The sequence below is a fragment of the uncultured Methanobrevibacter sp. genome, from assembly GCF_902764455.1.
Classification (GTDB): domain Archaea; phylum Methanobacteriota; class Methanobacteria; order Methanobacteriales; family Methanobacteriaceae; genus Methanocatella.
The window spans coordinates 54,134-66,816 of record NZ_CACWVY010000016.1 but is presented as its reverse complement, the minus strand read 5'-3'; the positions used below and the strand labels follow the sequence as shown (position 1 = coordinate 66,816).

The 12,683-nt window shown below is 34.3% G+C and carries 14 protein-coding genes; 10 read left to right on the top strand and 4 right to left on the bottom strand.

Translation table 11 applies throughout. From position 1 onward, the window contains the following. Positions 1-74: 74 nt before the first annotated feature. From QZU75_RS06620 to QZU75_RS06610, 3 genes are all read left to right on the top strand, one after another. Positions 75-494 carry a hypothetical protein gene (locus QZU75_RS06620; protein WP_296882464.1) on the top strand — a complete coding sequence of 140 codons (420 nt, stop codon included), beginning with the start codon at positions 75-77 and terminating at the stop codon, positions 492-494. A gap of 133 nt (positions 495-627) precedes the next feature. Further along, the gene (locus QZU75_RS06615; RefSeq protein WP_296882462.1) at positions 628-1,557 is read left to right on the top strand and encodes a glycosyltransferase family 2 protein; all 930 of its coding nucleotides are present in this window, start codon (positions 628-630) and stop codon (positions 1,555-1,557) included. A gap of 2 nt (positions 1,558-1,559) precedes the next feature. After that, positions 1,560-1,958, top strand: coding sequence for a GtrA family protein (locus QZU75_RS06610; protein ID WP_296882461.1), 399 nt, complete (start codon positions 1,560-1,562; stop codon positions 1,956-1,958). 37 nt (positions 1,959-1,995) lie between these two features. Here QZU75_RS06610 and QZU75_RS06605 read toward each other — a convergent pair whose 3' ends face one another. The 3 genes from QZU75_RS06605 to QZU75_RS06595 all read right to left on the bottom strand — a co-directional run bounded on the left by QZU75_RS06605 (position 1,996) and on the right by QZU75_RS06595 (position 4,976). Then, positions 1,996-3,426 carry a hypothetical protein gene (locus tag QZU75_RS06605; protein ID WP_296882460.1) on the bottom strand — a complete coding sequence of 477 codons (1,431 nt, stop codon included), beginning with the start codon at positions 3,424-3,426 and terminating at the stop codon, positions 1,996-1,998. A gap of 26 nt (positions 3,427-3,452) precedes the next feature. After that, on the bottom strand, positions 3,453-4,241 hold the full coding sequence (locus QZU75_RS06600; protein ID WP_296882459.1) for a polysaccharide deacetylase family protein: 789 nt from the start codon (positions 4,239-4,241) through the stop codon (positions 3,453-3,455). A 66-nt stretch (positions 4,242-4,307) separates the two neighbouring features. Next, positions 4,308-4,976 carry a DUF3244 domain-containing protein gene (locus tag QZU75_RS06595; protein ID WP_296882458.1) on the bottom strand — a complete coding sequence of 223 codons (669 nt, stop codon included), beginning with the start codon at positions 4,974-4,976 and terminating at the stop codon, positions 4,308-4,310. Between the two features lie 138 nt (positions 4,977-5,114). Here QZU75_RS06595 and QZU75_RS06590 point away from each other — a divergent pair, with 138 nt between their 5' ends. The 6 genes from QZU75_RS06590 (at position 5,115) to QZU75_RS06565 (ending at position 9,906) form a co-directional block, all read left to right on the top strand. Beyond that, positions 5,115-5,549, top strand: coding sequence for a MarR family winged helix-turn-helix transcriptional regulator (locus QZU75_RS06590; protein WP_296882457.1), 435 nt, complete (start codon positions 5,115-5,117; stop codon positions 5,547-5,549). Between the two features lie 5 nt (positions 5,550-5,554). Then, positions 5,555-6,943, top strand: a complete 1,389-nt coding sequence (locus QZU75_RS06585; protein ID WP_296882455.1) for an MFS transporter — start codon at positions 5,555-5,557, stop codon at positions 6,941-6,943. A gap of 124 nt (positions 6,944-7,067) precedes the next feature. Continuing rightward, a complete protein-coding gene (locus QZU75_RS06580; protein ID WP_296882453.1) occupies positions 7,068-7,493 on the top strand; it encodes a thioredoxin family protein in 426 nt (141 codons plus the stop codon). Next, positions 7,494-8,111: a cytochrome c biogenesis CcdA family protein gene (locus QZU75_RS06575; protein ID WP_296882451.1), complete on the top strand. Its 618-nt coding sequence runs from the start codon at positions 7,494-7,496 to the stop codon at positions 8,109-8,111. Positions 8,112-8,176: 65 nt separating this feature from the next. After that, a complete protein-coding gene (locus QZU75_RS06570) occupies positions 8,177-8,575 on the top strand; it encodes a PaaI family thioesterase (protein ID WP_296882449.1) in 399 nt (132 codons plus the stop codon). A 509-nt stretch (positions 8,576-9,084) separates the two neighbouring features. Beyond that, positions 9,085-9,906, top strand: a complete 822-nt coding sequence (locus tag QZU75_RS06565) for a hypothetical protein (protein ID WP_296882448.1) — start codon at positions 9,085-9,087, stop codon at positions 9,904-9,906. 68 nt (positions 9,907-9,974) lie between these two features. On the opposite strand, the gene QZU75_RS06560 is transcribed toward QZU75_RS06565, so the two are convergent. Next, on the bottom strand, positions 9,975-11,195 hold the full coding sequence (locus QZU75_RS06560; protein ID WP_296882446.1) for an aspartate kinase: 1,221 nt from the start codon (positions 11,193-11,195) through the stop codon (positions 9,975-9,977). 299 nt (positions 11,196-11,494) lie between these two features. Between QZU75_RS06560 and QZU75_RS06555 the strand changes: the two genes are divergently transcribed. Beyond that, positions 11,495-12,403, top strand: a complete 909-nt coding sequence (locus QZU75_RS06555) for a hypothetical protein (protein WP_296882445.1) — start codon at positions 11,495-11,497, stop codon at positions 12,401-12,403. The last annotated feature ends 280 nt before the right edge of the window (positions 12,404-12,683 follow it).

Below are 12,683 nucleotides of genomic sequence, written 5' to 3'. Positions count from 1 at the left end.
ATATTAAATTTTTTTAGGTATTCCAAAATATTTTTAAAGCTTTGCCTACATATATTAAAGTACAGGTGAAAAACATGAAAAAAATTTTGTTATTTGTTTTAGTACTTGTCTGTACTGTTGGGATAGTTGCAGCAGCAGACATCGGAAACTTGAAGGTAAGTGACGGATTTGATAACTTGGGCAATGGAAGCTACTCAAATTCAGCAGATAAGATTGAAATTGATGTCTTTGATAAAGATGTCGATGATTTTTTTAAAAACAGTACTGATGTCAATTATACAGTAGTTCCCGGTGCTACTCCAAACACATTTAATTTCACAGACGGTGTAAACAATGAAACAGGTGTAGTTGAACTGATTGAGCTTGACGGTAAAAAAATGGCAGTCTCTTTCTGGACAGATTATAACGGATCTCATGTAGATTTGAAAAAGTATGATGATGCGTTAAACAAGTTCAATCAACTGAATAATGTGACTCCTTTGGATGTTAAATAAGTTTAGAGTTAATTTGGAGATTTTAAATATTCTCCTTATTTCTTATTTTTCGTATATTAATTAATGTTTGAATGCAGATATTTCTTTTTGACAGTTGGAACTTATTTATAATATGTCCAATAAATATCTTATTATGGTTTTTTTGAGTATTGTTGTTCCATGTTATAATGAGGAGGAATCTGTTGGAATTTTTTTAAAGGAAATTCAAAACATACTTCCGGGTAAGGGTTTTGAAGTAATATTTATCAATGACGGTTCCAGTGACAATACTCTTGATGAAATCAGGAATTTGGCTAATGAAAATTCAAATGTCAAGTATTTATCTTTTTCAAGGAATTTCGGTAAGGAATCTGCAATTTATGCCGGTTTGAAGAATGCTTCCGGAGATTTGGTATGCCTTATTGATGCAGATTTGCAGCACCCTCCAAGTCTGATTCCTAAAATGATTGAATCAATAGTGCATGAGGGTTATGATGTTGCCGCTGCAAGAAGGGTTTCAAGAAAGGGCGAACCTAAAATCAAATCCTTTTTCTCCCATATGTTTTATAAGGTATTCAATAGGATTTCACGAATGGACCTGGTGGAGGGAGCAACTGACTTTCGCGTGATGACAAGACAGGTCGTAGATTCTGTAATGGAGCTTTCCGAGTATAACCGTTTTTCAAAAGGACTCTTTAATTGGGTAGGATATAACACCAAATGGATTGAATATGAAAACATTGAAAGAATGGTCGGTGAAACCACATGGTCATTCCGGGCTCTTGTTCGCTATTCCATGGAAGGAATTATAGCATTTTCAACAGTTCCTCTATCCATTGTTATATTTTTAGGATTTATCTTTTCACTCGTTGCATTTGCCTATATGATTTTCATTATATTGAAATATCTGCTTTATTCAGACCCTGTTCAAGGTTTTGCTACAATAATGTCTGTAATTCTATTTTTGGGAAGTGTACAACTGCTTTCAATTGGAATTGTGGGAAAATACCTGGAAAAGACATATACTGAAACAAAAAGAAGACCGATTTATCTTGTAAAGGAATCAAATATCAATGAGGATTAAGTATGAAAATGATAGCTATAGATAGGGAACTTATTTTATACGTTGTTTTTGGATTTTTCACATTTGTGGTTAATTTTGTTACCTATTTCATTTTTGTAGGCCTTGGACTCAATTATCTTATTGCAAATGCCCTTGCATGGTTCTTTTCTGTGCTGTTTGCATACATCACCAACAGAAAATGGGTATTTGAAAGTAAAAGTCCTGATATCCTAAAGGAAATGTCTCTCTTTTTCGGAGGAAGAATCTTTTCAGGTGTTGTTGATACAGCTTTGATGTATCTTTTCATTGACGTTCTGGTTTTAGGTGATTTCATTTCAAAAACAGTCGTTCAGATAATTGTAATCATTTTGAATTACGTTTTCTCAAAGCTTATTGTATTTACAGAAAAAAATAAAGAATAATTACGTCAAAAAAAGTTTTTGACGCAATCGTTTATTGTTATTTTGTTGAATTTGTATTTATTAGATAGAAGGCATAGTGTCCGGCGTCATATTTTGAGCTCAGATTATACTTGTCTTCGTATTTCTTGTTTTTATCGGTATGTTTCCAGTTTACAAGATACACGTTTTTGCCTGCACTTTTATTTAGAATCTGATCCAGGTCCTTGCAGATTTCAACGTCGTCACTGTAGTAATATGTGTCACTTACCGTGTACTGTTTTGTCTTGTTCAAATCAGTGTGCAGGATTCTGTATCCGTAATCGGTATTGTAGACAACTACTGTGCTGTTGTTGTTGATGCTGTCAAGGAATGTGTACTTTTCATGATTGGTTGTCATTCTTGAATCTATATCATGGCTTGTAATTGTCAGACTTGCACCTGCCAGTACAATTACCAGAATGAGCGCAACTAAAAGAAGTCTGTTGTTTTCAATTTTACCTATAATGATTGAAGCTGAAAGCCAGAACAGTCCAAACAGCGGAACAAGATATCTTATTCTCATGGTGTTTTCAAATGAAAACATCAAAGAGATTATTCCGATTCCTATTGTTGCATACATTATGAATATTCCTGAAGCTGCAAACTTGTCCTTTTTCTCGTAAATCAAGTATAAAATCAAAATCAGAAATACCAGTGCAACTATCTTGAATATTATGCTGTCGGCTCTGAAGTTTTCGCTTTTAATTGCAAATCCTAACATATAATGCACAAGGCTTGACATTTCAAAGCCTTCATGTGATCCTGCAGCTTCGGTTGAAATCTGGCGAATGAAAACAAGTCCCCATGGAGCATAAAGAATAATCAGTGCCAGCAGGGATTTCCCAAATTGTTTTAGCTTGTCTTTCTGGTTGGTCAGAATTTCCACCAGAATAATCAGATACATCAGTGCACACGGGATTGCAAAGAAGTATTGTGTATAGGCGGATAAAAGCGTAAACAGTGTCAGAAGCACCCAAGATTTCTTGTCCCATTTGGTCATAACGTCATTATAATAAAGGAACGCCATCAAAACAAAAAATAGTCCCCATGAATACATCCGGATTGTCAGAAACTCCACGAAAAAGTCACTCATGATTCCTATGCTGAATACAAATAGTCCTGCTGTCAGCCAGCCGTAATCCTCGCGGATTTTTGTAGCTGAAACTATCATAATAAGAATGTATGGGATTATTGATGCGACTTTTAAAAGATAGAGATTGTCCAAACCGAAAGGAGTCAGCAAATACAATATCATATAGTACAATGGAGGATGGACGTCATGAAATGCCACCTTCATTCCATCGATGAAAGGCAGATTCACAAGAGTGTATGTCCAGTATTCATCAACGTGGATAAAGGTATTTGCCAGAGGGGAGATAAACATACAAAGCAATATTACAATTGCCACTCCAAAAAATAATATACCTAACAAGTCTCTCTTTTCATACATGTTGGTATATTTATAAGAGATATTATTTAATCATTATTTTTTAGTTTAACATTTACAAACTCATCATAGGTTATGAACCGGTGGCCATGATTTTTAAGCATCTTTACAAGATTGTCCAGACGCTTAACCATCTCGCTTCCGCTGTGGTTTTTTATGATAAATGGCATGTTGAACTCAGGATGCTCTTTAAGCTCGTAAAATTCCCACGGATGGAAATATGTTACGAAATATCCGTCGTGGTTAAGCACACGGCGAACCATTCGGTGATACAGTCCTTCAGGCAGGTTGTGCAGTGAAAGCCAGAACAGTGGAAATCTTAAAATTGGTGTTACTGAAGCGGGAATCTGCATGACTCCGTCTTTCATAAACCATGTTCGGGGTGTTCTTAAATTCATGTAACGGCCAGGAATAAATGCCGGATTGAGTGATGAATTGTACCTGTATCCAACACGCTTGATTTCAGATTCCACAACCGGAAACATGCGTGGCTGGCGATAGCCTGTTACTGTAAGGCCGGTAATGCCTTCGACGATTTCCTTTGAACGGGCAAAATCAGTCTCTTTAGGCTGCCAGTGATCCACTCCGTGGCATGCAACTTCGTGACCTTCCTTAATTATGCGTTCCATGACCTCAGGTGCATTTTCGGCAAAGTTTCCTGTACAGAAAAATGTCGCCCTTACGTTATTTGACTTTAACACGTCCAAAATAAGATTTGTGCCTTCAACGGACACTTTCATTCCTTCTTCAAGAGAATAATCTACGCCATGCTCTAATGGTCCGTCAAACTCTTCAATATCAAAACTCAGTAATATCATGTTTTCACTTGAAAAATAAAAAAATAAAAAATAGAAATAATAGCCGATTGTAAGCTATTATTTAAGTTAATTTATCACGTTACCGTCCTCATCGTAGTTGACATATCCGTCTTCATCGTAGTTTATCAATCCGTCTTCATCGTATTGAGGCAGGTCGCCGCTGTCACTACGTGAACTACTACTACTTGAAGAAGAGGATGAACTTTGTGACGGAGTGTATGAATTGTCAGATGAATATGATGAGTCTGATGAACTCTGTGAGTCTTGTGAGTCATCATTGTTATCCTGATTGTCTTCTGCAAGGGTTTGCTGAATGAGTGTGCTGTTTGCAATAGGATCGTCAACAACTTCTCCTTGGACTGTTATTTTTTGTGAAAGGCTACATCCTGTAAAGTTAGCATCTCCATCGTATGTTATGTTGATGTTATAGTCGCCTCCAGTTACATTTTTCAGCTTGACGATTGCAACTCCTGTCGTATGAGTTTTAACGGTTTTTTCATAAATAACCTTATTTTTCTTATCGGTAAGTTTAATATGGACTGATTGATTTGCGAGGGCACCCTTTTCATTATCTTTCAATTTTATATATAAGGTACCGTTTTCTCCAATGTTTTTTTCGTTTAAAATTTCAATACTTGTTGATTTGGCATCTATTTGAGGAGCCAATATGATTGCTGCGATAACAACTGCAACAACTGCAATTATTCCAAGTATTATTAACTCTTTCTTATCCATGCTATCCCTCATTAATAAGATTTTAAATTTATGTTATATAATATTTGTTAAATTTAGCATTTAAACGTTAAGGTTTTTAGTTTCATTTTTAACAGTTTCATTAGAAACATTTATATGCTCTTAACTCAAAGTATAATCATGGATAGTGAAATGTTTGACAGGGCACCCTTTGCGGCATGGATTCATAATATTTCTAAAAACCAGCTGAAATATCTCAATTTGAAGCTTGGTGATATGAATCTGGATTATGATTTAAGATTTATATTATTCATTCATGACCGTCCGAATTCATCACAGGACGATTTGGTAAATTTCTCAGGTCAGAGCAAAGGAAACATAGCCAAGATTGTAAAAAAACTTGAGGATGATGGATATATAATAAGAGAAATCAATCCTAAAAACAGACGCAAATACATGTTAAATACAACACCAAAAGCCAATGAACTGGTTCCAAAGATAAGGCAAATCTCAAGAGACTGGGAAAGTGAAGTGGGACTGACTGATGGCGATGAGGAACTTAAAAAAAGAATAAAAGAAATTTCAATCAATTCAATGAAGATTATATGGGAGTAGTTATTATGAAAATAGAATTTGAAACATATGTCATATTTATTTCATTCATTACATCCTTTTTTGCAGTGTTTTTATCAAACGGAATAATCATTGGTGTTCCGGCTATTGCACAGGAATTTGTAATGAACAATGTAATCCAGAACTGGATTCCAACAATATTTTTCCTTGTTGTGGCGGTATTTACCGTTCCGGCAGGTCAGATTTCAGGAAAATTCGGAGTTAAAAAATCACTTCTTGCAGGAATCATCGTGTTTCTGCTGGGATCTATCGGTGCAGTCCTTTCCTTTTCAACTGAATCATTTCTGGTATTCAGAATCATTCAGGGAGCAGGAGTTGCATTTTTAAATGTGTCTGCAATGGCAATGGTGGTCCAGGCGGTCAAACCTCAAAATCGTGGAAAGGCACTTGGTTTTACAGTAACAGGAGTATATCTTGCAACATCCCTTTCACCAGTTATCTGCGGATTTCTGGTACACAATCTCGGATGGAGGGCAATGTTTTACTTTGTAATTCCATTTTTGGTATTATGTATTATTTTGATGGCAGTAAAAATTCCGCAGGAGTGGAAAACATATGAAGGCCAGCCTATCGATAAGTTAGGTTCAATATTATGGGCAATAGGTATTTTGACATTCATCTACGGATTTACATCACTTGTAACCACTCAGGGACTTGTTATGACAATAGTGGGGCTTGTGATTTTATGTATCTTCGGCGCCTATGAGCTGAGACAGTCCTCACCGGTATTCAATATGAATCTGTTTAAAAACAGCAAGTTCACATCATCCAATGTGGCTGCACTGTGCAGCTATCTGGCTATTATGGTTGTAACAACCATTTTGAATTATCATTTCCAGTATGTCCGTGGATGGGATGCACAGATGTCAGGTATGATACTGATTATTACTCCAATCATCATGGCTATAATGGCTCCGAATGCCGGTAAGCTCTCAGACAGAATCCATCCCCAAAAACTTGCTGCAGTTGGAATGAGTATTGCTGCAGTTGCTCTTCTGATACTTACATTTTTAAACGGCGACACTCCGATTTACTTTGTCATATTGGCAATGATTCTGCAGGGTATCGGTATGGGACTTTTCTCAAGTCCGAACATGAACGCAATCATGAGTTCAGTTCCTCCGAAATATGCTCCAACAGCTTCTGCTTCACAGGCAACAATGAGAACAATAGGTCAGACCATGAGTTTAGGGCTTCTGACTTTGATATTTGCATGGGTAATGGGCAACCTGCAGCTTGAACCCCAATATGCTGCAATGATTGTGCAGGCTTCACAGATAATCTGCGGAATCTGTACTGTTGCATGTGTCCTTGCAATATTTGCTTCCCTTGTGGGAATACGCTCAAAAGATGAATTCAACACAAAAAGAGAATAAATTTAAGATTGTTGGCTTGCCAACAATCAATTCTTTTTTTTTTAATGATTAGATAGTTTAACATTAACGTCAACCATTTTATGATATAAAAATATATTAATATCTAATTTTAATAGTGATTAACATGAAAAAATATATTTTAATAGGACTTGCTGTAATGGTCCTTTTAACATTAACAATGGCTGTAAGTGCAGTTGATTTTGAAAGCGGAGCAATTCAGGGTCTGAATGTCACAACTGACATTGACGGTGCATTCAGCATAGCTCAAAGCCAGAACAAAACTGTTGCAATAATATTTGACCAGGACAGCTGTGTTTACTGTGACATGTTGAAAGATAATGTTTTAAGTGACAAAAATGTCCAAAAGGAACTTAATGAAAAATGCATTGTTCTTTTGGTTGACATTAACAAAAATCCTCAAATTGCCGGCAAATATCAGGTTTTCGGAACACCTGTAGTTCATTTTGTTGACGGCAACGGCAAGACAGTCCAAAAAATTGAAGGTTATGTGGAAAGTGATGAGTTTTTAAGCGCTCTTAAGGAGATTTAAATGGAAATACTTCCTTTTATTTCCTTTTTTACAGGTGTAATTTCAATATTGTCACCATGTATTTTGCCTATAATTCCGATATTTGTAGCTTTCAGCTTAAAGACAAAAACAAAAACTGAAATACTGGCATTCGTTTTGGGACTTTTAAGTATCTTTGTGGCCATAATATTTCTTACAGGATTTTTCACATCCATTGTTTACGGCTATATGTTTTATATCCGAATAGTCTCTGCTTTAATCCTTCTTGTGATTGGAATTATGATGCTTGCCGGACGCTCCATTTCTTTTGGAGCAGTTTCTTCTAGAAGCGGTGAAGGTGTAGTCGGATCATTTATTTTAGGTCTTTTAACGTCAGTTTCTTGGACTCCGTGTTACAGCGCATATCTTATTTCTCTGATTGCACTTCTTATGGGTTCCGACAGTGCTTATGCAGTATTAAACATTTTACTGTATTGTTTTGGTTTTGCATTGACATTGTTTGTTTTGAGTTTTTTAATTTCAAAAATCGATTTGGACAGGCTGATTTCAAAAACAAAATATATCCCTAAAATATTTGCAGTTCTGATAATTTTAGGAGCAGTCTATTTGATGTGGGAATCTCTGAAAGTACTTATTTAGTGACTACTTTTTTTTTTCAAAATATTAATTAAAGTGTTTCGATAAATCATATTATTGGTGTTAAAATGGCTAATTTCGATTCATTAGAAAATGCAAGAGAATTTTTCTACAAGGACAAATTCGCAGTAAATACTGGAATAACATTAGATGAATTAACAGAAGGCGAAGCTATCTGCAGCTTGGTTTTAACAGATGAACATAAAAATGCATATGGCGGTGTGATGGGTGGAGTAATATTCACACTGGCAGATTTTGCCTTTGCAGTTCTTTCAAATCAGATTCACCAGCTCACTGTTGCCCAGCAGGTTGACATTCACTATCTTTCAGCTCCAAAAGGGGATAAACTGACAGCCAAAGCTACATGCAGAAAAAACGGCAGGACTTCTTCTATTGTTAATGTTGACATTTCAGATGATACTGGCCGTGATGTTGCCCAGTTTATTGGAACTGGCTTTAAATTATGATTTAATTTATTATCTGCTTTTTTTCTTTTTACCTATTTTCAACCTAACCATTTAATTTATATGTCATGAACAAGTTATATTATAATGACTAATTAACAAGTCGTGAAAAATGCCGTTCGAAGTTGCACTGCCGTAGCTTCGAACTTTTTTTTATTTTTGTTGACTGATTTTTAATGGCATATACTTGCATAAACGATTAAGTAAAATATGGTTTTTACATTTTATTTTGATTTATTTGATTTTACATTTCATAATTTTGATTCTTAGGGTAATTTTTAATTTTTTTCTTGCGGTGATGGTATATCAACTTCATATGAAATCATATTTTTGAATCAAAACAATTTTCTTTTTATGCACTAATTTATTATTTTGGCCTAAATATTGTTTTAAGTTGCTTATATTATTTTTAATTGTATAATTGCTCTTATTTCAAAGATTAAACTTATATAAGTTGCTAAATAATATTATACATGCATGATTTAATTTCCGGAAATTAGAAGGAGGGATAAATGTGTAGTAAAAAGAAAACAAAAAGAATGGACAAGCCTTTAGATTCACTTGCAAAAAGACAGGCTGCATATGCCGGTGATGTAATTCATGAATTTTTTGAGCTTCCTGGAAAATATGTGGGGCCGTTAGCTAACGAGTATCCAAATGCAAGTGGTAGTGTGCCAAGAGTGGATTCATCATATCTTGCAAAGATTGGTGAAAAAATTTGTGTCGTCAACAGGGAGGATGAAAGTGGCAAGGTTAATAATGAAACTTATGAAAAAATCAATAGGTATCGGGTTAATCTGGAATATGCAACTGAATTGCCGGTAATGTCTTTTTTGACTTCAGATCAGGTTCCGTCAATAAGTTCTGATGTGATTCATAGGTCACCAACATTGATTTGTAATCCAAAAAGCATTGTCTATTCAGATTTGGGTGGTATGGAAAGATTAATTAATGTAAGGGATAGAATATTAAACAATGAGGTTTTGGATAATGTTGATGCGATGAATTTGATTATGATTCCGCGAATGTATAAGGAAAATCAAAATCAAATTCTTGAAATAGTTTGTCAATTGCTTAAATTACTCAAAATCGAAGATGAAGAATTCAAATTAGAATTGATATTTGAGATGAAATGTGTTATACATAAATATGCAAAAACTTTAAAGGATATTCAACGCTTAGAAGAGGTGATTGGATTGCAAGAAGCTAAAACTGCTATGGATTTTCAAAAACAATTGATTTTTAATGAAGGTTTCGATTCTGGGGTATTGAGCAAGGAGAGTTTGTTATGGCTCTTAAAATTAAGGAGGAACTTGGTATTGAAAAAGCTTTAGAGTTGAGTAATTTTTCAAGAAGTGAGTTGGAAAGCGGTAAATTGGATAGGTAATTTTTTTTCAAATCCCTATTCCAGAATTTCATCAATCAGTTCTTTGGCGGTCTCACCGTCTTTCCAGTCAACAATAACAACTATTGCTGTTTGTGATGAGTTGATTTCAATTATTTTTATATTGTTTTTTCTAAGCTGTTCTGTTATTGCAGCTATTATTCCCGGTTTTTCAATGATGTCAAGACTTACAATGGTAATCATTGCTGTGTCCTGACCCAATGAGAGGGAATTGAATATGTCGCTTGCTAAAACAAAATCATGCAGTATGTGATATGCTTTTTGGGCTTCCTTTTTGTCTACAAAAATGGTAATTGAATTGTCTGTGACTGATAATTTGTAGATGTTCAAATTGTTTTCGGCCAAATGATGTGTCAAATCGGAAAGTATTCCTTCTTTTGACAATAGTGAATCTCCCACAATTGCTATTATTGAAAGAGGATAGTCATACAGTGAAATTGTTTTCAGTGTTGAGTCTTCAAAAGGACCTATAATTTCTGTTCCGCTTGCTGTGAGGTCAACATGTGAACAGTTGATAATTTTTGCATACAAATCTTTGGTTTTATATTTCAATGCGTGAGGATGTATCAGTTGCACTCCTTTGGTTGAGAGATTTCTAAGTTCTTCAACGGATATTTCCTTAACCAGTTTGGCCTTTTCAATCTGTGCAGGATCACTTGACATAACTCCGTCAACATCGCTTACGATAATTATTTCATCTGCATCAAGTGAATTTCCAATTAAAAATGCAGTAATGTCACTTCCGCCACGGCCTAATGTTGTTACTTCTCCTCCAGGTCCTTTTCCTAAAAAACCGCACACAACAGGAATTATGCCCTGATTTAAAAGGATTTTCAGGGTATTGATTTTTGCCTGGCTCTGCATCAGATCAATTTTAGCCTCTAAAAAATTAGTATCAGTTACAATAGGCCATAAATCATTATATGGGTCGATAACTTCTGCTTTTGCACCCTGGGCTTCAAGGGCTGATTTTAATAGTCTTGCACTGGTTCTCTCTCCCATTGCCATAATTTCGGCTTTTTGGGAATCTGTCAAAAGCCTGCCAACAGCTTCAGTGGAAAGCTTTATGAGCTCATCAGTAGTGTTGCTTGTAGCTGAAGCTATTACTACTACTTTATTGCCTTTTTCATATTCTTTTATGACAGATGCGGCTGCATTTTTAATTTTTTCACCGTCTGCTAGTGCATTTCCATCAAACTTTGCTACTATCAAATCCATTAAATTCACCTATTATTTTAATTTCTGTTTTTTGATTTTAATAAAAGTTTTTGTAATTTTTCATATTCTGATTGTAATATTGATTTTTGCAATATATTTGATTCATTTTTTTTTAAATGGGGTGTCTTATTCTATCTTGAGCTAAATATTAAGATACGCATGTTAAATTTCATTTAAAGCACAATAATTACTTTTTAAAAAGCATAACCTTATATATGTTGGATTTTAAATGATTAATTACTTATTTGTAGGTTATAGTTTATTTATTGAAGTTTAAAAAAATTAAGGAGGTTTTTACTGTGGGTAAAAAGCAAATCCATCACATTAATGACCGGACGTTGAAATACCAGATGGCAGCTCAATGTATGAGGCAACATCAATATTTCAGCTTGCCTGGGGAATTTAAAAGCAGATTGCCTCAGGAAATAATTTTTCCTAATTTGGATTCTGGGAGGGTTGATGAGTATTATCTTACTGATGGGGGGGGGCTTTTGATTAATTTTGAAGAAGAAAGTGGTGAAATTAATGAAAAAACTTTGAAAAAATTTTCAAAGTATATTCTTTTTGCTAGTTTCATGTATTCGGGGATTGTGTATTTGGTGGTATTGTGCCATATTGATCCGAAAAAAGAATTTGAATTCTATGAGTATGCACCATCACTTTTCATTAAAATTCATTATATTTATATCAGTCAGGATGAAATATGGGAAAAATATGATAATCTTATTAATAAAGTTAAACATAGAGAAAAATTAACTGACATTGAAGCACTTGACTTGGCATTTGTTTCAAAATTTATTTCAAAAAAATTTGCTCCTCCTGTTGTGGAATCATTAGCTCGCTTATATAATGATGCAATTATTCAAGATAATCTTCTTAAAATTGACGTTGGAGTTATTCTTGGAGGGATGATATTAAAAAACATTACAAACACTAAAAAACAAAAAAGGTTGCTGGGGATGATTAACATGAGACATATTGAAAGTGAAATTGAAAAATTAGTATATGCTGAATTTGGAGATCAGCTTGACAAAAAAGATGAAGAAATTGAATTATTAACTAAAGAAAATGATTCTATGAGTGAAAAGATAGATTCTTTAAATCAGCAAAATTTGAAATATAAAAATCAAATTTCTAAATTAAAAGAAATTGGGGATATTGATTCACCTGAGGCTCGAAAAATTATCAATTCCTTGCTGTTGCTTTAATTAACTGATGTTGTAGTTATTTTTTCAATGATTCCAAAAAAAGGTTGATTTATATGATTAACGGAAAACCAGTTAAAAGTCTGCTTGAAGAATTGGTATATGATGAATTTGGAGATCAGTTCGACAAAAAAGATGAAGAAATTGAATTATTAACTAAAAAATGATTCTATGAGTGAAAAGATGGATTCTTTAAATCAGCAAAATTTGAAATATAAAAATCAGATTTCTAAATTAAAAGAAATAGGGGACTTTGATTCGTCTTAGGCCAAGAAAATTATCA